Annotated in this window: 2 protein-coding genes; both read right to left on the minus strand. The window is 72.3% G+C overall.

What is annotated here, in order from left to right:
- Nucleotides 1-5,477, minus strand: a 5,477-nt coding sequence (locus ACZ4D5_RS32505; protein WP_467776049.1) for an amino acid adenylation domain-containing protein, incomplete at its 3' end; no start/stop codon positions are given.
- Between the two features lie 58 nt (nt 5,478-5,535).
- The gene (locus tag ACZ4D5_RS32510; RefSeq protein WP_467776050.1) at nt 5,536-26,610 is read right to left on the minus strand and encodes a non-ribosomal peptide synthase/polyketide synthase; all 21,075 of its coding nucleotides are present in this window, start codon (nt 26,608-26,610) and stop codon (nt 5,536-5,538) included.
- Between the last annotated feature and the right edge of the window lie 226 nt (nt 26,611-26,836).

Raw genomic sequence — 26,836 nt, forward strand, 5'->3', positions numbered from 1 at the left:
TCGGTGCGTCCGGCGACGCCGCTGCCGAGGGGGATGTCGGTGCCGGCGCCGAGGCGGGTCAGGAGTGCTGCCATGCCTGCCTGCAGGACCATGAAGACGGTACTGCCCGACTGCTGCGCCAACTCCACCATGCGCCGGTGCAGTTCACCGTCCACGGTGAGCCTGACGGTCGTCCCTTCGTACGAGGCGACCGCGGGCCGCGCCCGGTCGGTGGGGAAGCTCACCAGCTCCGGCATGCCGTGCAGGTGCCGCGTCCAGTAGTCGACCTGCCGCCGGAAGAGGCTGTCGGGGTCGCTCTCCTCTCCGAGGAGGTCGCGCTGCCACAGGGTGTAGTCCGCGTACTGGACGGGGAGTTCCGCCCACGTCGGGGCGGCTGCCCGGGACCGGGCGGTGTAGGCCGTGACCACGTCGCGGGCCAGCGGGCCCATCGACCAGCCGTCCGCCGCGATGTGATGCAGCAACAGCAACAGGACGCTCTCGCCGTCCTTCACCTCGAAGAGCCAGGCGCGCACGGGCACTTCGGCGGAGAGGTCGAAGCCGTGCCGGGCCGCCTCTTCCAGGGCCGGTGCGAGTTCCGACTCGACGACCGTGCGGTGCTCCCAGCCGAAGTCCGCGTCCGTGACGTCCAGCACCCGCTGGTACGGCCGCCCGTCGACCTCCGGGAAGACCGTGCGCAGCGACTCGTGCCGACCGAGGACGTCACGCAGGGCGCTGTGCAGCGCCCGAGAGTCCACGGACCCCGTCAAGTGGAAGGCCAGGGGCATGTTGTACGTGGCCGAGCGGCCCTCCAGCTTGTGCAGGAACCACAGGCGGCGCTGCGCGAACGAGAGGGGGACAAGGTCCGGGCGCTCCACCGCCGTGAGTGCCGCGCGGGTGCGGCTTCCCTGGTTCACCCGCTGTGCGAGCCCCGCCACGGTGGGCGTCTCGAAGACGTCCCTGACCTGGAGCTCGGCGCCGAGAACAGTGCGGACACGGCTGGTGAGCCGGGTGGCGAGGAGAGAGTGGCCGCCGAGGTCGAAGAAGCTGTCGCCGATGCCGACCCGGTCGATGCCGAGGACTTCAGCGAAGAGCGTGCACAGGACCTGTTCCTCGGCGGTGCGCGGGCCGCGACTGTCGCCGCCGACCGCGTGGTCGGGCATCGGCAGCGCTCCGCGGTCGAGCTTCCCGTTCGGAGTGCGCGGCAGACGGCCCAGAGCCACGACGGCCGAGGGCACCATGTACTCGGGAAGGTGCTCGACCAGACGTCGGCGGGCCGCCTCCACGACCGCGCCGATGCCGCGCGCGGTGCGAGGGCTGTTCGTCCGGGGGCCAGGCGCGGGGTGCGGCAGGTATGTCCCGGACAGCGCGGCATGGTCGGTGCCCGGCGGGAGGACGACGGCGTCGAAGAGCTCCACCGCCTGGGGTGACCAGGTGGTGAGGATCCGCAGTCCGAGTTCGGTTCCGAGTGCTGTCAGGTCGTGGGGGTCGACGCCTGTCGTCGGTGACGGCTCGTCGAGGCCGTCGAGTCGACGTTCCGCGGTGATGTCGGCCGTCAGACGCGCATTGGGGATCCCCGACACACGTACGGGCTTGTCCACGCTGCGGAGGAGCTCGGTCAGATCCGCTTCCGGGTTCCACGGGAGTTGGTTCGCGGTGGCGACGTCGAGGGTGTCGAGCGTGTCGGGGGAGTCGGGGGTGTTTTTGTGGAGGATGACTTCGTAGCGGTGGCGGGTGAGTTCGTTGTGGTGGGCGCCTTGTTTGAGCTGGATGTCGACCGCGTTGATCCGTTGGTCGTGTGCGGCCAGGTCGGTGAAGTACTCGGGGGCGACGACCAGTTCCTTTTCGAGCATCACGGCGCGGTCGATGACGGTGGGGGTTGCTGTGCCGCGGTGGTGGTGGGCGGCGGAGTGGAGTGCGCGCAGTGTTCCGGCGTTGCGGACGTCGCCGATGACGATGCGGCCGCCGGGTGCGAGGGCGGTCAGGGCCTGGTCGATGACGCGCGAGAGGTAGTCGCTGTCGGGGAAGTACTGGATGACCGAGTTGATCAGGACGGTGTCGAAGTGCCCGACCGGCAGTCCTTCGAAGGAGTGGGCCGCCTGGCAGCGCAGGTGGACCCGTTCCGACAGGCCGGCCCGTGCCACCTCGTCGCGGAGTCGGTCGATGACGGCGGCGGAGAGGTCGGTGCCCCAGTACTCCTGTGCTGTCTTGGCGAGGTGGGCCATCAACAGGCCTGATCCCACGCCGATTTCGAGAATGCGTTCCGCGCCCAGGTCCTGAACCTGTCGCACGGCGGCGTCGCGCCAGTCCCGCATCTGCGTCAGCGCGATCGGCTCACCGGTGTACGTGCTGTCCCAGCCGGAGAAGTCCTCGCCGAAGGCAGACCCCGCCGCCCCCGCGTACACGGCGTCGTAGAGCTCCTGCCACTCCGCCACCTGGGCGTCCTCGCCGCTCGGGGCATCCGGAGCCGAGGCCGCGGCCGTCTCCGGATCCGGCACCACGTAGGCCACCAGACGCTGGTCGCCCAGTGTGTCCTCGCGCACCACCACAGCCGCTTGGCGTACCCCCGTGCCGGTGGTCAGGAGTGCTTCCACCTCGCCCGGTTCCACGCGGAAGCCGCGCAACTTCACCTGGTCGTCGGCGCGTCCGACGAACTCCAGTCGGCCGTCGCCGTGCCACCGTGCGAGGTCGCCGGTGCGGTACATGCGCTCACCCGCGGCGAACGGGCAGGCGACGAAGCGTTCGGCGGTCAGGCCGGCACGGCCCGCGTAGCCCCGTGCCAGACCGGCTCCCGCCACGTACAGCTCACCCACCACACCCACCGGGACCGGCTCAAGACCGGAATCCAGCACGAACACCCGCGAGTTGGTCACCGCCCGGCCAATGGGGACCACCGTGCCCGTGGCCCCTTCGCCCATCGACACGCAGACGGTCGACTCCGTCGGCCCGTAGGCGTTCACGACCTGACGGCCCGTCGCCGACCACCGCGTCACCAGCTCGGCCGGCACGGCCTCGCCCGCCAGCACCACCGACTCCAGGAGCGGCAACGAGGACTCCGCGCCCGCGGGCAGGGTGCCGAGCACCGAAGGCGGCAGCGTCACATGTGTGATGCGGCGGCCCTCAAGCGTTCCTTGCAGGGCCTCTCCGGCCAGATGCGCGTCCTCCGGTACGACGAGCGCGGCGCCGTTCGCGAAAGCCATCACCAGCTCCCACACGGCCGCGTCGAAACTGGGCGAGGCGAACTGCAGCACACGGCTCGCGGCGGTCACGCCGAGCCGCTCCGTCTGGGTGTGCGCCAGACTCGCCACGCCCCGGTGCGAGACCACCACGCCCTTGGGAATCCCGGTGGATCCCGAGGTGTAGATCACATACGCCGGAGACCCCGGATCCGTCTGTTCGCCCAGGTCCTCGTCCGAGAATCCGGACAGGTCCTGGGCGAGGGCCGCCTCGTCGAGCACCACCACGGGAGCCGCGTCCGCCAGCATGAAGTCCCGGCGCTCCGCCGGATACTCCGGGTCCACCGGAACGAACGCGCCCCGCGCCTTGAGCACGGCGAGCACCGCGACCACCATCTCGACCGAACGCGGCAGGACGACGCCCACCAACTGCTCCGGCCCCACTCCGCGGGACACCAGCCACCGCGCCAGACGGTTCGCCCGGCCGTTCAACTCCCCGTAGGTGAGCGACCGGTGGCCGCACTCCACGGCGACCGATCCCGCGGACCTTCGCACCGATCGTTCGAACAGCTCGACCGGGCCCGCGTCCGGAACCGCGACGGCCGAACCGCTCCACGCCCCCAGGAGCTGTTCGCGCTCGGCCCCGGTCACCACCGCCAGCCGGCCGACCGGCACCAGCGGATCCGCCACGGCCTGTTCCAACAACCCGACCCAGCGCGCCAGAAGACCCTCGACCGACGCACGGTCGAAGAGATCCGTCGAGAACTCGGCATGGACCCGGATGCCGTCCGGGTCACCGGATTCCCCGTGCCGCTCGTACATCTCGACCAGTACGTCGAACCGTGAGGTGCCGGTGCCGATGAACTCGCTCCGCACCTGGAGCTCCGGAAGGCGGAACTCCTCCCGCGGGACGTTCTGCAGCACCATCGCCACCTGGAAGAGGGGGTGGTGGCTTGTGGTGCGGTGGGGGTTGAGGAGTTCGACGAGGTGTTCGAAGGGGATGTCTTGGTGTGCGTAGGCGGCGAGGCTTGTTTCGCGTACGCGGTGGAGGAGTTGGTGGAAGGTGGGGTTTCCGGTGGTGTCGGTGCGTAGGACGAAGGTGTTGACGAAGAGGCCGACGAGGTCGTCGAGTGCTTCGTCGGTGCGTCCGGCGACGCCGCTGCCGAGGGGGATGTCGGTGCCGGCGCCGAGGCGGGTCAGGAGTGCTGCCATGCCTGCCTGCAGGACCATGAAGACGGTGCTGCCCGACTGCTGAGCCAACTCCACCATGCGCCGGTGCAGTTCACCGTCGATGTCGAGGTCCAGGCGGGCACCCTCGTAGGTGGGCACGGCGGGCCGGGGGCGGTCGGTGGGGAAGGTGACCTCGGAGGGGAGGTCTCGCAGGGTCTCCCGCCAGAAGGAGATCTGCCGCGCGTAGGCGCTCGCGGGGTCCGACGCGTCCCCCAGCCGCTCACGCTGCCACAGGGCGTAGTCCGCGTACTGGACGGGGAGTTCGGACCACCGCGGGGAGCGGCCCTCGGCGCGTGCGGCATAGGACTCCATGACGTCCCTGGCCAGCGGGGCCATCGACCAGCCGTCGGCCGCGATGTGGTGGAGCAACAGCAGCAGCGTGGTCTCGCCCGGCCCCGTGTGGAACAGCTGGGCGCGGAGGGGGACTTCGGTCGCCAGGTCGAAGCCGTGGCGTGCCGCGGCACGCAGCACGCGCGGCAGGTCGGGGCCGGAGACCTGCTGCTGCTCCCAGTGGAACTCCGCCTGCGCCGGCTCCAGCACGAGCTGGTGCGGCTCCCCGTCGACCTCGGGGAAGACCGTGCGCAGCGACTCGTGCCGGGCTACCACGTCGCACAGAGCGGCGTGCAGTGCCGCGGCGTCGACCGTGCCCGACATGCGCAGCGCCAGTGGCACGTTGTACGTGGCGGAGCGGCCCTCCAGCTTGTGCAGGAACCACAGCCGGCGCTGCGCGAAGGAGAGGGGCACCCTGGCGGGGCGCGCCACCGGCGCCAGCGTGGCCGCGCCCGCCTCCGTGCCGTCCGAGCCGCCGCCGAGCAGCACGGCGAGGGCGGCCGCGGTGGGTGCCTCGAAGATCTCCTTGATCTGCAGGGTGACGCCGAACTCGCTGCGGATCCGGACGAGCAGGCGGATCGCCGACAGTGAATGGCCACCGAGCTCGAAGAGGTCGTCGTGCGCACCGACCTCCGGCACGTTCAGGACCTCGGCGATCAGACCGCGCAGCACCTGCTCGTACGTGCGGTTCGACTGCTCACCCTCGCCGGGAGCGTTCTGGGAGGGGTCCGACGGAGACGCCTTGGTGTCCAACTTCTTGCTCACTCTCCTGAAAGTGCCAGTTCCGTTGATCGGCGGCTGATGGTGCTCTCGAAGGAGCGGGTCAATCCAGGCCGTCCTGGAACGAGATGCGCAGCTTCTCGGCGATGACCGGCCCGATCTCGTCGAGCGGTTCGGGATTCAGCATGTGGGTGTGCTTGCACTCGACTTCCCGGAATTCGAATGCGCCCTTGACGTACGGACTCCACTCGTCGGGTTCGAGCCGGCGGTCCGTTTCGTCGTCGATCGCGGCGAACACCAGCGCCGAGGCGGCAACGGGACGGTGCGTCACGTCCAGGCCGAGACGGAGGTTGTTGATCGTCACGTGCATCATGGCCCGGGCCTCGGACTCCCTGATGCCCGCAAGTGCCGTGTTCTCCGTGGCGAGCAGCCGAGCCGTCGTCTCGTCGGTGAGCCGCGCGGCCTCCTCGTCGCTCAGCTCGATGTCGAAGATGCCGAGCATGGCGCGGTACACATCGGTCACCCGGGCCCTGCTCCGGGCGTTCTCCACTTCCTGCCTGGTGACGTCGGGGGTCGGATTGCAGTCGAGCAGGGTGAGAAGCCCGACTCGATCCCCGCGTCGCTCCAGGATTTCCGCCATCTTGTGGGCGACGACGCCGCCGAAGGAGTAGCCGAGGAGGTGGTAGGGCCCCTCGGGGCGGATTTCGGTGATGCGGGCCACGTAGTCCTCCGCCATCTCCTCGACGGATTCCGCCAGTGGTTCGTCACCCGTGAGGCCGCGCGCCTGCACGGCGTAGACGGGTGTGTCCTGGTCGATGTGGCGGAGCAGCCCGGAGTACGTCCAGCCGAGGCCACTGCCGGGGTGGACGCAGAAGACCGGCGCGCGGTCTCCATGGGCCCTGAGCGGCAGGACGACCGCCAGCGCGCTCCCGGTGAAGTCGCCTGCCACGCGCCGCGCGAGACCGGCCACCGTGGGGTTCTCGAGCATGGCCCTGACCGGGAGTTCGACGCCCAGCACGGCACGCACCCTGACGAGCAGCTTGACCGCCGAGAGGGAGTGACCGCCCAGCTCGAAGAAGTTGTCGTCCACGGAGATCCGCGGCGCGTTCAGGACCTCCTGGAAGAGGGCGCAGAGCTGTTCCTCGACCGGATTCCGCGGCCCCTGGCCGAAGCCGTCGGCCGCGACGGTGCGGGGCACCGGGAGAGCCTTCCGGTCCAGCTCGCCGTGGGCGGTGAGCGGGAGCCGGTCCAGGGGGATCACGGCCGCGGGGACGTGGTTCTCCGAGAGCCGCTCGGCCACGTACGACCGCAGCGCCTGCGCGGTGGGCTCGTGCCCGGACCCCTGGCCGGTTTCCCCGTCCGTGCGCCCGGCCACCACGTAGGCGGTCAGGACCTCGGCTCCGGTCGCGTCCTCCCGTACGAGTACGACGGCCTCGGACACGGCCGGGTGCGAGGTCAGCACGTCCGCGGTGTTCCGCGGTTCGCAGCGCGGCCCGCGTGCGAGGGAGCAGTCACGGGCATGCGCGACGAACTCCAGCTCCAGGCCGTGCTCGCCCGCGCGGTGGCGCACCAACTCCCCTGTGGCGCAGGCCGACGCGTCGTCGCGGTGCGGACCGCACGCCACGTGCAGTTCGCCCGTCACGCCGGGCGCCGCAGGATGCCCTGCCGTGTCGAGCACGTACGCCCGGGTGCCGGCGACCGGGCGGCCGAGTACGGGTACCTCGGTGTCCCGCACACGGGCGGCCAGCGCCGCTCCGCCCTGTCCGGCGGGACGGTGGATCGCGTACGTCTCGACCCCCGGCTGCTCCGCAAGGCGCCGCCACAACGCGGTGCCGACCGGGTCACCGGAGAGTACCACCGTGGTCGGCCGGTGTCCGCCCGCGGACAACAGCCCTGCGGACAGCAGCTGTTCGGCCTGGAGCGGCGTGCAGCCCAGCAGGTCGACCCCCGCCGACCGGACGGCCCGCACGGTCTCCTCGGGGCTCTGCCGCTGCTGCGCGTCCAGCACCCGCAGTTCGTGACCGGCGACCAGAGCCGCCAGCACATCCCAGGAGTGGGCGGTGGAGAGAGGCAGGGCCGTCGCCGCCCGCAGGCGCCGGCCGGCTTCGCCCGCGGCGCGCTCGCAGAGGTCCTGCCGGTGCTCCGCGATCAGCCCGGCGAGCACGGCGTGCGGGACGGGGCGGGCGGAGGACTCCGCGAAGACCTGCGCCGGGTGAGCGGGCAGGAGGGGCCGCGAACGCTCCTGGTCGGTCACGTCACCGTGGACCGCGCCTGTGCGGGCGGGCCGCGTGTCGTCGGGCAGCGGCGACCGGCTCACGCCGTCCCCGGCGGGGCCGTAGAGGCCGGCCTCCGCGACGACCAGGAGCGCGGCGGCCGACTCGGCGGCCTCCGGGCATCCGTCCTGTCCCGGTGCGACGTCGAGCGCCAGGTAGGCGGCGCCGGTCTTGAGCACCGCGAGCAGGCCGACGACGGCCCGCGCCGACGGCGGCACCGCGAGCGCGACCACCTGGCCCGGCGCGGCTCCCCGGCCGATCAGACGCCGGGCCAGCGCGTTGGCCCGCGCGTTCAGCTGCGCGAAGGTGAGCGACGCGTCGCCCGCGACCACGGCGGTCTCATCGGGCGTCGCCGCGGCCTGCTCCTCGAACATCGCGACCACGGTCGCCGCCCCGCCCGAGGCACCGTCCGCCGAGAGCCCGGCCTGCGCCGCGTACGTCTCCAGGGCCCGGTGCTCCTCGGCGGTGAGCACGTCCAGGCCGCTGACCTTCCGCGCGGGATCGGCCAGCGCCGTGCTCAGCAGGGCGACGAGGCGATCGGCGATGGCCAGCACCGTCGAGCGGTCGAAGAGCTCGGTGGCGTAGCGCAGGGAGCACGCGACCCCGTCCGGCGTTCCGTCCTCCGCGAGGCGCTCGTTGAAGGAGAACTCCAGGTCGAACTTGGCCGTGTCCGTGTCGAGGGGGAGCCACTCGGCATCGAGGTCCCCCGAGCCCTGCTCCGCGCTCCCGCCCCTGACGCCGAAGCTCACCAGCACCTGGAACAGCGGGTGCCGTGCGACGGACCGGTGGGGATTGATGATCTCGACCAGGCGCTCGAAGGGGAGGTCCTGGTGCTCGTACGCGGAAACGTTCGACTCCCGCACCCGCTGGACCAGTTCGCGGAAGGTGGGGTCTCCGGAGAGATCGGTCCGCAGCACCAGCATGTTGACGAAGAACCCGATCAGGTCCTCCAAGGCCTCGTCGACCCGGCCCGCCGTGTCCGTACCGAGGACGATGTCGTCGCCGGCTCCCAGTTTGGACAGCAGCGTCGCCACGCCGGTCTGGAGCACCATGGCCGGGCTCGCGTCGGAGTCCGCCGCCAAGGAGACAACGGCGCGGTGCAGCTCGGCGGGCAGCTCGAACCGGACGGTCGCGCCCGCGTAGCTCGGCTCCGCCGGCCGGGGCCGGTCGACCGGCAGGGGCAGTTCCTCCGGCGCCCCCGCCAGCACCGTGCGCCAGTGGGCGATCTGCTGCCCGGCCGTGCTGGCGGGGTCCTCCTCGTCGCCGAGGACGTCCCGCTGCCAGAGCGTGTAGTCGGCGTACTGCACCGGCAGGTCGGCCCACTGGGGCGATCCGCCGCCGCGCCGGGCGTCGTAGGCCGTGGACAGATCGCGCAGGAAGCGCAGCAGCGACCAGCCGTCGCTCGCGATGTGGTGCATGAGGACCATCAGGACGCGCGAGGAGACGGCACCGTCGTCGTCCGCACCGTCGACCTGCCACAGCTCGGCCCGTACCGGGATCTCGCAGGACAGGTCGAACGCGTACCGGGCGGCGCTCGCCAGCCGCCGCGACAGCTCCGACTCGGCCGTGCGGCGGACCCGCCAGCCGAAGTCGGCCTCGGTGATGTCCCGTACCTCCTGGCGGGGCTCCCCCTCGGTCTCGGGGAAGACCGTGCGCAGCGCCTCGTGACGGGTGATCACGTCGGTGAGGGCCGTCCGCAGGGCGTCCTCGTCGACGGGGCCCGTGAGGCGCACCGCGAGCGGGACGTTGTACGTGGCCGAGCGGCCCTCCAGCTTGTGCAGGAACCACAGGCGCCGCTGGGCGAAGGAGAGCGGAACCGCTTCGGGCCTGGGGCGCGGCGTCGGCGTCGGGCGCACCGCCCGGCCCCCGTCGAGCCGGGCGGCGAGACCGGCGACGGTCGGGTCCTCGAACAGCGCCCCGAGCGGCACCTCGACGCCCAGCGCTCCGCGTACGCGTACCAGCAGGCGGATGGCCGACAGGGAGTGGCCTCCGAGGGCGAAGAAGCTGTCGTCGATGCTCACCCGCTCCACACCGAGGGCCTCGGCGAAGAGCTCGCACAGCGTCTTCTCCTCCGGTGTCCTCGGCCCGCGCGCCGCATCGGGGTCCGCGTGGCCGGGGGCCGGGAGCGCCGCGTGGTCCAGCCTGCCCGCCGGGGTCAGGGGCAGGGTCTCGACGGCCACGAACGCGGCCGGTACGAGATGCTCCGGCATCCGTCGCCGCAGGCGCTCGCGCAGGTCGGCGACGTCCGGGCCGCCAGGGCCGCGGCGGGCGGGCACGACGTGGGCGACCACCCGCGGCACACCACCGTCCTCCCGCACGTGGACCGCGGCGGCGGCGATGTCGTCCTCCGCCTCGACGGCGGCCTCGATGCCGCGCAGGTCCATGCGGACTCCGCCCACGGTGACGGGCTCGTCGGCCCTGCGGACGAACTCGAGGCCGCCTCCGGCCCGCCACTTCACCAGGTCGCCCGTGCGGAACATCCGGCTGCCGTAGCCGTCGTACGGGTTCGCCACGAACCGTGCGGCGGTGAGTCCCGGCCGGTCGAGGTAGCCGCGGCCCAGCAGCGGGCCTGCCACGTACAGCTCGCCGACGACGCCGTCCGGCACCGGCCGCAGCCGGGAGTCGAGCACGTACACCCGGCTGTCGCCGAGCGGCGTCCCGAGCGTCGGCCGGTCCATGGCACCGGCGGTCACCCAACCCGTCGTCTCCGTCGTGCCGTAGAGACCGACCGCATCCCGCCGTGGGGCGTGCCCGGCCTCGCCACCGATCAGCAGGCGAAGGCCGGAGAGGGGCGCGAGGTCCCGGTCACCGCCGCGCGTGGACATGAGCGAGCGATGGACGGAGGGCGTCGTCGCGAAGACCGTCGCGCCGCTGTTCGCGACGAGGCGGCTCAGGGCCACCGTGTCGTGAAGGACCCCGGCCGGGGCGACGACCACGCTGCCGCCCGACAGGAGCGCGGCGAAGAGCTCCAGGGCCGCGGTGCCGTGACCGGCCGCGGCGGCGGTCAGTACGCGGTCGTCCTCGCCCACCGGCACGCGGGCGAGCAGCGCGTCGAGGGCTTCGGTCGCGTTCGCGTGGGAGAGCACGACGCCCGTCCGGCTCTTCGAGGTGCGCGCGATGTACGCCGCGCTGTCGGGGCGAACGGGCACGGCGCGTTCGGCGTCGGTGAGGTCGTGCGGCGCGTGGGCCGCCAGCTCCGCCTCGGTCCCGGCGGCGCCGAGGCAGACGGTGACGGGCGGCAACTCGGTGAAGCCGCCCAGGATCTCCGCCGTGGTGACGAGGCCGGCGGGCACGGCACCGCCGAAGCCTTCCGGGGCGCCGGGACGGTCGCCGTCGGCATCGACGCAGAGGAACGCCGCACCGGCCTTGAGGACGGCCAGCATCGCGACGGCCAGGTCCACCGACCGGGGGAGCGCGAGGACCACGACGTCCTCGCCGCCGATGCCCCGGCCGGTGAGCAGACGGGCCAGTCGGTTGGCGCGCTCGTTGAGGGCGGCGTAGTCGAGCTGTTCCGCTCCGGCGCGCACGGCCTCGGCCGCGGGCGTCAGTGCCGCCCGCGCCTCGAAGCGCGCGTGGAGCGTGGCGGCGGGCGACGGGGACGCGGCGGTGTTCGGCGCGTCCAGAGCCCGTACCCGTTCGTCGGCGGAGAGCAGTTCGGCCTCCGAGATCCGAGCGGTCGGGTCGAGCACCACGGCGCGCAGCAGCCGCTCGTACCGGGCGGCGATCCGCTCGACCGTGGAGGCGTCGAACAGCTCCGTGGCGTACTCCAGGGCGCCGGCGATCCCGGCGGGCCCGCCCTCGTCCGACTCGATCTCGACCAGGTGCAAGGAGAGGTCGAACTTGGCGCTGTCGTGCTCCAGGGGATAGTCGGCGACTTCCCGGTCGTGGAGGCGGAGCGACGGCATGTCCGTGTTCTGCAGCGCGAACATCACCTGGAAGAGGGCGTTGCCGGACCGCGTACGCACCGGGTTCAGCGCCTCGACCAGGTACTCGAACGGCAGGTCCTGGTGGGCGTACGCCGCGAGCGAGCGCTCCCTGACGCGTACGAGGAGTTCGTCGAACCGGGGGTCGTCCGAGGTGTCGGTCCGCAGCACCAGGGTGTTGACGAAGAAGCCGACCAGGTCGTTGAGCGCCTCGTCGGTGCGGCCCGCGATGGGCACGCCGACAGGGATGTCGTCTCCGGCGCCGAGCCGGCTGAGCAGGGCGGCGAAGCCCGCCTGGAGCACCATGAACATGGTCGAGCGGGAGTCGGCCGCCAAGCCGCGCAGCGCGGCGTGCAGTTCGGCGTCCAAGGCGAAGGAGACGGTGTCGCCCCGGTAGCTCGACACCGTGGGCCGGGGCCGGTCCGTGGGCAGTTCGATCTGGAAGGGGATGCCGTCGAGGGCGTCCTCCCAGTAGGCCAACTGCCGCGACATCACGCTGTCCGGATCGTCGGTGCCGCCGAGGAGGTCGTGCTGCCACAGCGCGTAGTCCGCGTACTGCACGGGCAGCGGCTGCCAGGTGGGGGCCGTCCCCGCGAGCCGTGCCTCGTATGCCGTCTCGAGGTCCTTCATCAGGGGAGCCCGTGAGGCGCCGTCGCTGACGGTGTGGTGCATCACGACCACCAGGACGGGACCTTCGGGCGTGCCGTCGCCGGACTCCGCGTCAGGGACGAACAGGGACGCCCGGACCGGCGGTGTGCTGTCGAGGGAGAACGGGTGGCCGATCTCGGCCTGCACGGCCTGGTGCAGCCGGTCCGGCGCCACCCGCTCGACCCGCAGGTCCAGCGGGGCGTCGGCCGGCGCGAGCACCACCTGGCGCGGCTCGCCGCCCACTTCGGGGAAGACCGTGCGCAACGGCTCGTGCCGCTCCACCAGATCCCCCAGCGCCGCCCGCAGCGCGTCCACGTCCAGCGACGGCGGCATCCGCAGGGCAAAGGGCCAGTTGTAGGCGGCCGTTGGGCCTTCGAGGCGGTCCAGGACCCACAGCCGGCGCTGCGCGAAGGAGAGCGGCACCACGTCGGGACGGGGCATGGGCACCAAGGGGGTACGGGCCGCCCCGCCGAGGTCCAGGTGGGCCGCGAGCCCGGCGACGGTCGGGATGTCGAACACCACGCCGATGGGGATCTCGACGCCCAGCTCCGTGCGGATGAGGCTGACCAGCCGGGTCGCAAGGAGTGAGTGGCCGCCGAGGTCGAAGAAGCTGTCGTCGACGCTCACCCGCTCCAGGTGCAGGACCTCGGCGAACAGGGCGCAGAGCGTCTCCTCCCGCGCCGTACGCGGCGCTCGCCCGCCCGCCGTGCCGAAGTCCGGGGCGGGCAGCGCCCGCCGGTCCACCTTGCCGTTGGGCGTCAGCGGCACGGCGTCGATCGCCACCACCGCGGCAGGCACCATGTGCTCGGGCAGGCGGCCCGCGAGGTAGGTGCGCAGCGCGGCGGTGTCCACGCCGCCCCGCTCCGCGGCTCCGTCCGCGCCCGCGTCCGCCGCGGCCACCACGTAGCCGACCAGCTGGGCGCTTCCGTCGGTCTCCCGGGCCACGACGACCGCCTGGTCCACCGCGGGGTGGGTGAGCAGGACCGCGGCGATCTCGCCGGGCTCGACGCGGAAGCCTCGTATCTTGACCTGCTCGTCGGCGCGCCCGACGTACTCCAGCTGGCCGTCGGGGCGCCAGCGGGCCAGGTCACCGGTGCGGTACATGCGGGCACCCGGCTCGAAGGGATTCGCCACGAAGCGCTCGGCCGTGAGGCCCGTACGGCCCAGATAGCCCCGCGCCAGCTGCCCGCCGGACATGTAGAGCTCGCCGACCGCGCCGGTGGGCACCAGGTTGAGGTGGGAGTCGAGGACGTAGGCCCGCATGTTCCAGAAGGGGCGGCCGATCGGGACCGGCCCCGACGGCACCTCGTCCCGGGGGCCGATGCGGAACTCCGTGCAGTTGACGGTGGTTTCGGTCGGTCCGTAGGCGTTGACGACCGTGACCCGCTTGTGGTCCTTGCGCCACTGGGCGACGGCCTCGCCGGTCAGCGCCTCGCCGCCGAGGATCAGCATCTCGCCGGGCGACCACGCCTTCGGCAGCTCCGACAGCATCGGCAGGTGCGAGGGGGTCGCCTTCAGCAGGGCCACGGGGACGTCGGCCCTGTTCGACGGCGCGTCCCGCAGAGTCGACAGGTAGACGCGCCCACCCACGGTCAGCGTGGTGTAGAGGCCGGTGACCGTGAGGTCGAACGCCATGGACGTCGGCACCAGGGTGGCGCCACGGGCCGCGGGGTAGTGGTGGGTCGACCAGTTGAGGTAGTTGACCACGGACCGGTGCTCCACCACGACGCCCTTGGGGGTGCCCGTGGAACCCGAGGTGTAGATGACGTACGCGGGATGCCGCGGCTCGACGTCGGGTTCGGGATCGGTGTCCGGGAAGGAGGACACGTCGCGGCGCATCGTGTCCTCGTCCAGGACGACGGCCGGCGCCGAGTCGGCGAGGACGAAAGCGCGGCGCTCGGCCGGGTAGTCCGGGTCCACGGGCACGTAGGCGCCGCCGGACTTGAGCACCGCGAGGGCGGCCACCACCATGTCGACCGACCGCGGGAGCACCACGGCCACCAGGTCCTCGGGCCCCACGCCCTGCGCCATCAGCCAGTGGGCCCAGCGGTTGGCGCGGGCGTTCAACTCGCCGTACGCAAGGACGTCTTCGCCGCACACCAGGGCCACGGCGTCGGGCGCTCGCCGCACCTGGATCTCGAACATCTCGGCCAGCGTCGCCTCGGGCACCTCGACGGCCGTGTCGTTCCACACGGTCAGCATCCGGCCGCGCTCGGCGTCGCCCAGCAGGTCGACCTGGCCGATGCGCAGCGAGGGCTCCGCGGCCACCTGCTCCAGCAACCGCACCCACCGCGCCAGCAGCCCCTCGACCGTCGAACGGTCGAACAGGTCCGTGGCGTAGCGCATCGCGCCGGAGATGCCGGCGGGCCGGCCCGCCTCGTCGTGCTGCTCCATCAGGTGCGCGGCGAGATCGAACTTGGCCGTCTCGGTGTCCGCCTGCTCCGCGCCCACCCGCAGGCCGGGTACGTCGAACTCCGACGCGAGGTCGGGCTGGAGGACGAGCATGATCTGGAAGAAGGGGTGCTGGGAGGCGGAGCGCGGCGGATTGAGGAGCTCCACCAGGTGGTCGAACGGCACGTCCTGGTGCGCGTAGGCGGCCAGATTCGTGCCGCGCACGCGCCCGAGCAGCTCCTCGAAGCCGGGGTCGCCCGAGGTGTCGGTGCGCAGGACGAGCGTGTTGGCGAAGAACCCCACGACGTCGTCCAGCGCATCGTCGAGGCGGCCCGCGATGGAGGAGCCGAGGGCTACGTCGGTGCCCGCGCCGAGCCGGGTCAGCAGGGCGGAAAGCCCCGCCTGCAGCACCATGAAGAGGGTGGTGTTCGTCCGCCGCGCCAGTGTCAGGAGCCGCTCGTGCAGCTCCGCGCTCCACTCCAGGCGCACGGAGTCGCCCAGGTGCGAGGGAGTGGCGGGACGCGGCCGGTCCACGGGAAGGCTGAGCTGCTCCGGCAGACCGGCCAACTGCTCGCGCCAGTAGCCGACCTGGCTGTGGTAGATGCTGTCCGGGTCGTGCTCGTCGCCGAGCAGTTCGTGCTGCCAGAGCGTGTAGTCGACGTACTGGACCGGCAGCGGGGCCCACGAGGGGGCCTCGCCTTGTGCGCGGGCGGTGTACGCGGCGAGGACGTCACGCACGAGCGGGCTGACCGACCAGCCGTCGCCGCCGATGTGGTGCAGCAGCAACAGAAGGACGCCGTCGTCGGGTCCGACGTCGAAGTAGCAGGCCCGCACGGGGACTTCGGCGGCCAGCTCGAATCCGTACCGGGCGGCCTCCTCCAGGGCGGCGGGCAGCTCCGCCTCCGTCACCGGGCGCCGTTCCCAGCTGAGGTCCGCGTCCTGCGCGTCCATGACGAGCTGGAACGGTTCGTCGTCGAACTCGGGGAACACCGTGCGCAGCGACTCGTGCCGGTCGAGGACGTCGAGCAGCGCGGCGCGCAACGCGTCGATGTCCACCGGCCCGGTCAGCCGGAGCGCCACCGGCATGTTGTAGGTCGCCGTCCGGCCATGGAGCTTGTGCAGGAACCACAGGCGGCGCTGCGCGAACGACAGCGGCACGATGCCCGGCCGTTCGGCGGGGACCAGGGGCGCGCGGCGCCGTTCGCCGTCGCCCAGGCGCTCGGCCAGCACGCGCACCGTCGGCGCCTCGAAGACCGCCTTGATCGGCAGTTCGGTGCCGAACACCGTGCGGATGCGGCTGACGAGGCTGGTGGCGAGGAGCGAGTGGCCGCCGAGGTCGAAGAAGCTGTCGTCGGCCCCGACCCGGTCCACCCCCAGTACGTCGGCGAAGAGTCCGCCGAGCAGTTCCTGCCGCTCGGTGCGCGGGGCGTCGCCGCCGGAGTCCGTGGCGTACTCGGGCATGGGCAGGGCCCTCCGATCCAGCTTTCCGTTCTCGGTGAGCGGCAGCCGGTCCAGCACGACCACGGCCGACGGCACCATGTACTCGGGCAGTTGCTCGGTCAGGCGGGCCAGCAGGTCCGCCCCTTCGATCGGGTCCGGCGTCCCGGACCCGGGTGCGTCCTCGCGCTCGGCTCCGACGACGTACGCCGTCAGACGCTGATCGCCGGGGGTGTCCTCGTGGAGGACGACGACGGCCTGGCGCACTCCGGGGAGCGCGGTCAGCCGGGCCTCGATCTCTCCCGGCTCGACGCGGAAGCCGCGCACCTTCACCTGGCCGTCGGCGCGGCCCAGGTACTCCAGCGCGCCGGAACCGTCCGGCCGCCACCGGACGACGTCCCCGGTGCGGTACATCCGGGCTCCGGCCGGTCCGAAGGGGTCCGCCACGAAGCGCTCGCCCGTCGGCCCCGGCCGGCCGAGGTAGCCCCGTGCCACTCCCGAACCGCCGACGTACAGTTCGCCCGCGACACCGGCGGGGACGGGGCGCAGCCATGCGTCCAGGACGTACGCGCGGGCGCCGTCCAGCGGCTTGCCGACCGGCACCTGGTCCGGCACCCCGTCGGCGGCCGTCATGCGGTGGCAGGAGACGAAGACGGTGGTCTCTGTCGGGCCGTAGCCGTCGATCACCGTCGTCGCCGGGCACGCCTCCAGCAGCCTCCGGACGCTCGCGGACGGCACCACGTCGCCGCCGGTGTACACCTCCCGCACCGTCGCGAAGAGGCCCGGACGCTCGTCCACCACGAGCCGGAACAGCCCGGCGGTCAGCCACAGTCCGGTGACGCGGTGCGTCAGGACGGTCCGCTCCAGGTCCGCGACGCTCAGCTCGCCCGGGGGCGCCACCACCACGGTGCCGCCGTTCAGGAGCGGCGCCCACACCTCGCGGGTGGACGCGTCGAAGGCGTGCGGGGAGTGCATCAGGAAGCGCAGGTCCGCGTCGGCCGCGAAGCCGCTGTCGAGGGCCAGCGATGCCACGTTGCGGTGGGTGACGGCCACGCCCTTGGGGGTGCCCGCGGATCCGGAGGTGAACATCACGTACGCGAGGCCGTCCACCGATGCCGGGCCCTCGACAGAGCCGTCCGCGGCGCCGTCCTCGTGGTCCTCGTCCTCGCGCACGGCCAGTTCCCGCACGCCCGGGAGGCTCTGCGTGCCGCCCGCGCCGTGATCGACCAGGAGGAGGCGCGTCTCGGTGTCCCGCAGCACCGCGTCGCGACGCTCGGTGGGCCACCGCTCGTCGAGCGGCACATAGGCGGCTCCGGCCGCCGTCACCGCGAGCAGCGCGGTGACCAGGTCGGCCGAGCGCTCCATGGCCAGGGCGACCCGGCTCTCCGGACCGACTCCCCGGGCCGCGAGCCGTCCGGCAAGCCGATCCGCCTTCTGCGCCAACTCCCGGTACGTCAGCGACAGTTCACCGTCCACGACGGCGGTGCGGTCGGGAGTCCGTGCCACCTGGGCCGCGAACAGCTCGGGGAGAGTCGCCGTCACGGAGCGCGCGGGGGCGGCCGGGGCGTTCCACTCCACGAGCACACGCTCGCGCTCGCCCTCGCCGAGCAGGTCGATCTCGCCCAGCCTGGTGCGCGGTTCGGCGACCACGACGCGCAGGAGCCTGCGCAGCGCCCCCGCGAGCCGCTCCACCGTCCCGCGTTCGAAGAGGTCGGTGCGGTACTGGAGAAGGCAGGCGAAACCCGAAGGCGCACCGTCGTCCGCCCGCCGTTCGGCCAGGATCAGCTCCAGATCCGCCTTGGCCGCTTCGAGGTCGGCCGCGTGCCGGGCGACCCGCAGACCCGGCAGCTGCGCCGTCCCGTCGGCGCGCGCGTGGTTCTGGAAGGCGATGATCACCTGGAACAGGGGGTGGTGGGCGGTGGACCGCTGCGGGTTCAGCAGCTCGACCAGGTGCTCGAACGGCACGTCCTGGTGGGCGTAGGCGGCGGAGGCGGTCTCCCTGACCTGGCCCAGCAGCTCCTCGAACCGGGGGTTGCCGGAGGTGTCGGTGCGCAGGACCAGCGTGTTGACGAAGAATCCGACGACGTCGTCGAGCGCGTCGTCCATGCGGCCCGCGACCGGGGAACCCAGCGGGATGTCGGTGCCCGAGCCGAGCCGGGTCAGCAGCGCGGCGAGGGCCGCCTGCATCACCATGAAGACGGTGGTGTCGGACCGCCGGGCGAGCTCCACCACGCACCGGTGCAGTTCGGCGTCCAACTCGAAGTGCACGGAGGCGCCTTCGTGGGAGGCCACGGCGGGCCTGGGGCGGTCGGAGGGCAGGGGGATCTGCTCCGGCAGCCCGTGCAACGCCTCCCGCCAGTAGGCGATCTGCCTGCCGTACAGGCTGTCCGGGTCGCCCTCCGCCCCCAGCATGTCGCGCTGCCACAGGGTGTAGTCCGCGTACTGCACGGGCAGTTCGGGCCAGTTCGGGGCAGCGCCGTCGACGCGCGCCGTGTAGGCGGTCACCAGGTCCCGCGTCAGGAGGTCCATCGACCAGCCGTCGGCCGCGACGTGGTGCAGCAACAGCAGCAGCACGCTGTCCTGCGGGCCCACCTGGAAGAGACAGGCACGCAGCGGTACTTCGCGGGCCAGGTCGAACTCGTGGCGGGCCGCCTCCGCCAGCGCGTCCTGGAGTTCGGGGCGGGAGAGCGCGCGGCGCTCCAGGACAAGGAGGGCGTCATCGGCGCGCAGCACCTTCTGGTGCGGCTCTCCGTCGCTCTGCGGGAAGACGGTGCGCAGCGACTCGTGGCGGGCCAGCACGTCGAGCAGGGCGGCGCGCAGCGCCTCTTCGTCCACCACGCCCGTGAGGCCGAGTGCCATCGGCACGTTGTACGCCGAGCCGCCTTCCAGCTGCTGGAGGAACCACAGGCGGCGCTGTGCGAAGGACAACGGCATCACGTCCCGGCGTGCCACGCGCACCAGCGCGGGCCGCGCCGGGCCCTCGTCGGTGAGGCGTGCCGCCAGAGCGGCGACCGTCGGTGCCTCGAACACGGCGGCGATCGGGACCTCCGCCCCGAGCTCCGTGCGGATGCGGCTGACGAGCCGGGTGGCGAGGAGGGAGTGACCGCCGAGGTCGAAGAAGCTGTCGTCGACACCGACGCTCCGGACGCCCAACACCTCGGCGAAGAGAGCGCACAGACCCTCCTCGCGCGGAGTGCGCGGGGGGCGGGAAGCGGCGACAGAGGCGTACGCGGGGGCGGGCAGCGCCTTGTGGTCCAGCTTCCCGTTCGGCGTCAGCGGCAGCCGGTCCAGCGGTACCACGGCGGACGGCACCATGTACTCGGGGAGGCGCTCGGCCAGGCTCGCGCGCAACGCCGCCGGATCCGGCGACGGTCCGGCCGGGACGACGTAGGCGACCAGGCGCGTGTCTCCGGGGCGTTCGCGACGCACCACCACCGCGCTCTGCGCGACGTCGGGCAGGGACGCCAGGGCGGCCCGTATCTCACCGAGTTCGAGGCGGAACCCGCGGATCTTGACCTGGTCGTCGGAGCGGCCCGCGTACTCCAGGACCCCCTCGGCGGTCCATCGGGCGATGTCGCCCGTGCGGTACATCCGGGAACCCGCAGGGCCGAACGGGTCGGCCACGAACCGCTCCGACGTCAGACCGGGACGCCCCAGATAGCCGCGGGCCAGACCCGGTCCGGCCACGTACATCTCACCGGGCACCCCCGGAGGCAGCAGGTTCAGGGAGTCGTCGAGCACGTGCACCCGAAGGTCGGGAAGCGCGCGTCCGATGAGGCCGGCCGTCCGGGCGGACACCGTCTCGGCATCCAGCGCCAACTCGGTGACGTGCACCGTCGTCTCGGTGATGCCGTACATGTTGACCAGAGTCGGAGCCTCGCCGGTACGCCGCGCGTACCAGCTGCCGAGCTGCCCGAAGTCGAGGGCTTCGCCGCCGAGGACCACGTACCGCAGCGTGTGCCAGGGTGCGTGCCCCGGCTCCTGCTCGTCCGCCCGCATCAACTCGTAGAACGCGGACGGGGTCTGGCTGAGCACCGTGACCCGTTCCTCGGCCAGCAGCCGCAGGAAGTCGGCAGGCGACCGGGTCACGGCCCGCGGCACCACGACGAGGCGCCCGCCGTGCAGCAGAGGGCCCCACACCTCCCACACCGAGAAGTCGAAGGCGTAGGAATGGAACGCCGTCCACACGTCGTCCGGACCGAAGGACAGCCGCCGCGCGGCCGAGGTGAAGAGCCGGGTGACGTTCCGGTGGGGGACGAGCACCCCCTTGGGCTCGCCTGTGGAGCCCGAGGTGTGGATGACGTAGGCGGGGCTGTCCGCGAGGAGCGCGGTGGGCCGCTCGGCGTCGCTGATCCCGGAGGCGGGCAGGACGCCGATCTCGCGTGCTGTTTCCGGCGCGTCCAACAGGACCCGCTCCACCGGGGACTCCGGCAGGCGGTCCGTGACGGCTTCGACGGTCAGCAGCAGGACCGGCGCGCAGTCCGTGAGCATGTACGCGATGCGGTCCGCCGGCTGCGCGGGGTCGATCGGGACGTACGCGGCCCCCGACTTGACCACGGCCAGCAGCGCCACGACCTGCTCCGCCGAGCGCGGTATCGCGAGCGCGACGAACTTCTCGGGACCCGCTCCGCGTGCGATCAAGTGCCGTGCGAGCCGGTTGGCGCGCTCGTCGAGTTCGGCGTACGAGAGCGTGGATCCCTCGAAGGTGAGGGCGGGGGCGTCGGGCGTGCGGGCCGCCTGCGCCGCGAACAGCTCGGGGAGCGTGGCGTCGGACGCCTCGGGCGCGGCCTGCGCGTCGACGTTCCAGTCGGAGAGCAGGGTGTGCCGCTCTCCCGGCAGCAGGAGGTCGATGCCGCTGAGGGCGCCGTCGGGGGACACGACGACGGACGCCAGCAGCCGTGCGAGCCGGGAGCAGAGCTTCTCGGCGGTGGCGGCGTCGAAGAGGTCGGTGCTGTACTGCAGGACGCCTTCGACACCCGCCGGGCTGCCGTCGGCCGACCGGCGTTCCGCGAGCGCGAACTCCAGGTCGACCTTGGCGGAGGACAGCCCCGCCTCCTGCGCACCGACGGTCAGGCCCGGCAGTTCGAGGGCGGTCCGCGTCTCGTTCTGGAAGCCCAGGATCACCTGGAAGAGAGGGTGGTGGGCGGTGGAGCGCCGCGGGTTCAGCAGCTCGACCAGGTGCTCGAACGGCACCTCCTGGTGGGCGTAGGCCGCCACCGTCGTGTCGCGCACGCGGCCGAGCAACTCCTCGAAGGTGGGGTCGCCGGAGGTGTCGGTGCGCAGCACGAGCGTGTTGACGAAGAACCCGACCAGGTCGTCGAGCGCGTCGTCGGTCCGTCCCGCCACCGGCGAGCCCACCGGGATGTCCGTGCCGGCGCCCAGCCGTGTGAGCAGCGCCGCCAGACCCGCCTGCAGGACCATGAACAGCGTCGTGTCCGTCCGGCGCGCCAACTCCACCAGGCCCTGGTGCAGTGCGGCGTCCCACTCGATGGACACGGTGCCTCCCGCGTGGGAGGCGACCGCGGGGCGGGCGCGGTCGGCGGGCAGGGAGAGCTGTTCGGGCAGACCGCTCAGTGCCTTGCGCCAGTAGTTCACCTGGCGCCCGTACAGACCGTCCGGGTCGGCGTGGTCGCCCAGGATGCCGTGCTGCCACAGGGCGAAGTCGGCGTACTGGACGGGCAGCGGGGACCACTGCGGCGCGGCGCCCCGGGCGCGGGCCGTGTACGCCGTGGCGATGTCCCGGGTCAGCGGGCCCATGGACCAGCCGTCGGCCGCGATGTGGTGCAGCAGGAGCAGCAGCACGTTCTCGTTCGCGCCGACGCGGAAGAGCCAGGGGCGCACGGGAGTCTCGCGGGACAGATCGAAGACGTGGGCCGCCGCCTCGTCGAGGGCCTGCGCCAGCCGCGATTGCGGAACCTGCCGCCGTTCCCACGCGGGAAGGACGTCCGTCGGCTCCAGCACCAGCTGGTGGGGCTCGCCGTCGGTCTCCGGGAAGACCGTGCGCAGTGACTCGTGGCGGGCCATGACATCGGTGAGCGCGGCGCGCAGCGCGTCCTCGTCCAGTTCGCCGCTGAGCCGGAGCGCCAGCGGCATGTTGTACGCCGTCGAACGGCTCCGGAGCTTGTGGAGGAACCACAGACGGCGCTGGGCGAACGACAGCGGCACGAGGTCCGGGCGCACCGCGGCGGTGAGCGGGGCACGCCCGTCCGCGCCGAACCCCAGCCGCTCCGCCAGGAGGGCGACGGTGGGGCTGTCGAAGACGTCCCGGATCGAGAGCTCCGTGCCGAGGACGGTCCGGATGCGGCTGACGAGCCGGGTGGCGAGCAGGGAGTGGCCGCCGAGGTCGAAGAAGCTGTCGTCGACACCGACCGTCTCCACGCCCAGCACCTGGGCGAAGATGCCGCGCAGCGCCTCTTCTTGCGGGGTGCGCGGGGCACGGCCGTCCGCGGCCGCCGCGTAGTCCGGCACGGGCAGCGCTCCGCGGTCCAGCTTGCCGTTGGCCGTCAGGGGCAGCGTGCCGAGGACCATCACCGCGGACGGCACCATGTGCGCGGGCAGTCGCTCGGTCAGGCGACGGCGTGCCGACTCCATGAGCGTGCCGATGCCCCGCGCGAGGCCCGGGTTGTTCGTCCGAGGAGCACGTGCGGCGCTCGGCACGTACACACCGGTCAGCAGGGCGTGGCGGCTGTCCGGCGGGAGGACCACGGCGTCGAAGAGGTCGGGGGAGAGGGGCGACCAGGTGGTCACCACCCTCAGGCCCTGCTCGGCTCCCAGGGCGATCAGGTCCTCGGGGTCCACGCCGGTCTCCGGCGCTCGGGCCTCGAGCCCGTCGAGCCTGCGCTCCAGGGCGACCTCGGCCACCAGGCGCGCGTTCGGGATTCCCGTGACGCGCAGGGGGAGCCGGGCGGTGCCGAAGAGGGCGGCCAGGTCGGTGGACGGGGTCCAGAGGGCCTGGGGCGCTCCTGCCACGTCCACGGTCGCCGAGGGCGCCGTGTGGAGGATGACCTCGTAGCGGTGGCGGGTGAGTTCGTTGTGGTACGTGCCTCGCTTGAGCTGGATGTCGACGGCCGTGACGCGCTCGTCGTGCCGCGCGACGTGATCGAAGAACTCCGGGGCGACGACCAGTTCCTTCTCGAGCATGACCGCGCGGTCCACCACCGCGCGAGCCGTCGGGCCCTGCCCCTGGTGGACCGCGGCGTGCAGGGTGCGCAGCGTTCCGGCGTGCCGCACGTCGCCGATGACGACGCGGCCGCCGGGTGCGAGGGCGGCCAGGGCCTGGTCGATGACGCGCAGGAGGTAGTCGCTGTCGGGGAAGTACTGGATGACCGAGTTGATCAGCACCGTGTCGAAGTGCCCGACCGGCAGTCCTTCGAAGGAGTCGGCCGCCTGGCAGCGCAGGTGGACCCGTTCCGACAGACCGGCCCGTTCCACCTCGCCGCGCAGCCGGTCGATGACGGCGGCGGACAGGTCGGTGCCCCAGTACTCCTGTGCTGTCTTGGCGAGGCGGGCCATGAGCAGGCCCGAGCCGAGGCCGATCTCCAACACGCGTTCCGCGCCCAGGTCCTGGACCTGCTGGACCGCCGCGTCACGCCAGGCCCGCATCTCGCCGAGCGCGATCGGCTCGCCGGAGTACGAGCTGTCCCAGCCGGAGAAGTCCTCGCCGAACCCGGGGAGGTCCTCGCCGAACGCGGAGAATTCCTCGCCGAACGCGGACCCGGAAGCCCCGGTCGCCGCCGCGGCCGGATTCGGCTCCGAGTAGACGGAGTCATAGATCTCCTGCCACTCCGCCACCTGGGAGTCCCCGCCGGCCCGCCGCTCATCCGCCGCGACGGTCTCCAGGTCGGGCACCAGATAGGCGACCAGGCGCTGGTCGCCGGGTGTGTCCTCGCGCAGCACCACGGCTGCCTGGCGCACGCCCGGATCCTGTGTCAGGAGGGCCTCCACCTCACCGGGTTCGACCCGGAAGCCGCGCAACTTCACTTGTTCGTCGGCGCGTCCGACGAACTCCAGTCGGCCGTCGCCGTGCCACCGTGCGAGGTCGCCGGTGCGGTACATGCGCTCACCCGCGGCGAACGGGCAGGCGACGAAGCGTTCGGCGGTCAGGCCGGCACGGCCCGCGTAGCCCCGTGCCAGACCGGCTCCCGCCACGTACAGCTCACCCACCACACCCACCGGGACCGGCTCAAGTGCCGGGTCGAGCACGAACATCCTGGTGTTCGTCACCGCCTGCCCGATCGGGACGACGCCGCGCGAGGTGCCCTCGCCCATCGACACACAGACGGTCGACTCCGTGGGCCCGTAGGCGTTCACGACCCGACGGCCCGTCGCCGACCACCGCGCCACCAGCTCGGCAGGCACGGCCTCGCCCGCCAGGACGAGGCATTCCAGTGAGGGCAGGCCCGCCTCACGGCCGCGCGCGATCCCGCCCAGCACGGACGCGGGGAGCGTCACATGGGTGACGGCCTCGTCGGCCAGCACCGCGGCCAGCGCGTCACCCGCCAGCCGTCCCGCGCCCGGCACCACCAACAGGGCGCCGGAGGAGAAGGCCATCACCAGCTCCCACACCGCCGCGTCGAAACTCGGCGACGCGAACTGCAGCACGCGGCTGGCCGCGCTCACCCCGAGCTGCCGCGCCTGCACGTGAGCCAGGCTCGCGATGCCGCGGTGCGACACCAGGACGCCCTTGGGCGTGCCGGTGGAGCCGGACGTGTAGATCACATACGCCAGACGGTCCTTCGGGGCGTCGATTCGGGGGTCCGTGGCGGGAAAGCCGGACATGTCGCGGGCCATGGCGTCCTCGTCCAGGACGACACGGGGCGCCGCGTCGGAGAGGATGAACTCGCGTCGCCGCGCCGGGTAGTCCGGGTCCACCGGCACGTGCGCGGCGCCCGCCTTGAGAACCGCGAGCGTGGCCACCACCATCTCCAGCGACCGCGGCAGCACCACCCCCACCAGGTCCTCGGGGCCGACTCCCCGCGCGATCAGCCAGTGCGCCAGCCGGTTCGCCCGGGTGTTCAGTTCCGCGTACGAGAGGCGGTCGCCGCCGACGACAGACACCGCCGGCGCGTCGGGCGCCGACCGTACGCGCTGCTCGAAGAGGCCGGCCAGGTCCGCCTGCGGGACGTCGACGGCGGTGCGGTTCCACTCCGTCAGCAATTGATCACGTTCGGCGTCGTCGAGCAGGTCCAACTGCCCCACGCGCACTGAGGGGTTGGCCGTGGCCTGCTCCAACATCCGGGTCCAACGGCGCATGAAACCCTCGACCGAGGACGGGTCGAACAGGTCCGTCGCGTACTCCACGACGACTTCGATCCCGGCCGGGCCCGTGGCCGGGTCATGGGATTCGACGAGCGAGAGCAGCATGTCGAAGCGGGACGTTCCTGCGCTGACCACGTCCGACTCCACCTGCACGCCGGGGAGTTCGAAACGTCCGCTCGGGGCGTTCTGGAGGACCATGGCGACCTGGAACAGGGGGTGATGCGCGGTCGTACGCCTCGGGTTGAGGCGCTCCACCAGATACTCGAACGGCACGTCCTGGTGTTCGTAGGCGTCCAGGCACGCCCGGCGTACGCGCGCCAGGAGTTCCCGGACGGTGGGGTCGCCCGAGGTGTCGGTGCGCAGCACGAAGGTGTTCACGAAGAACCCGACCAGGTCGTCGAGTGCCGCGTCGGTACGGCCTGCCACGCCGCTGCCGAGAGTGATGTCCTTCCCGGAGCCCAGCCTCGTCAGGAGCGCGGCCATGGCCGTCTGCAGCACCATGAACACCGTGCTGTCGGTGGCGGACGCGAGGGCCACCAGCCGCCGGTGAAGTTCCGTGTCCAGCCGGAAGGTCAGCCGACTGCCGCTGTACGACGCGACGGCGGGGCGCGGCCGGTCCGTGGGGAACGACACCGTTGCGGGCGCGCCCGCCAACTGCTGCTTCCAGTACGCGACCTGCCGGGAGAGGAGGGAGTCCGGGTCGGACTCGTCGCCGAGCAGTTCACGCTGCCACAGCGTGTAGTCCACGTACTGCACCGGAAGTTCGGGCCACTGCGGCGCCGTGTGCGTGGCGCGCGCGGAGTAGGCGACGATCAGGTCCCTGGAGAGGGGGCCCATGGACCATCCGTCGCCGGCGATGTGGTGGATCAGGAGCAGCAGTGTGTGCTCGTCCTCGCCCTGCTCGAACAGCCAGGCACGGATGGGCACTTCGGAGGAGAGGTCGAAGGCGTGGCGCGCGGCTTCCTCAAGGGCGAGGGGCAGCTCCTCGCGCGACGCGTGCCGGTGCTCCCAGCGCACATCGACGTCCGCCGGGTCCAGGACCAGCTGGTGCGGCTCGCCGTCCGCCTCGGGAAACACCGTGCGCAGCGACTCGTGCCGACCGATCACGTCATGCAGGGCCGAACGCAGGGCGATCGTGTCGACTTTCCCCGTCAACCGCAGGGCCAGAGGCATGTTGTAAGTGGCCGAGGGGCCTTCGAGCTTGCGCAGAAACCATAGCCGACGCTGCGCGAAAGACAACGGGATCATGAACTCATTCCTTCTTCGTGCCCCGCACACAACGGGCTGAGTCGCTGATCGACAGGCCAGGACCGGATGTGTCCCACCGTATGACCAAGGAGACTGCTGCTTTTTCCGAATTCGACACGATGCGGTCGAAGCTTCGACGGGCTTGTCCGTACGAGAGAGCAAGGTAGCCGATGCGGCTGTCTCGCTGGCGAGACAGATTTGCTGGCGAGACAGATTTGATGGCTTG

Source organism: Streptomyces sp. NPDC025651 (assembly GCF_055558735.1).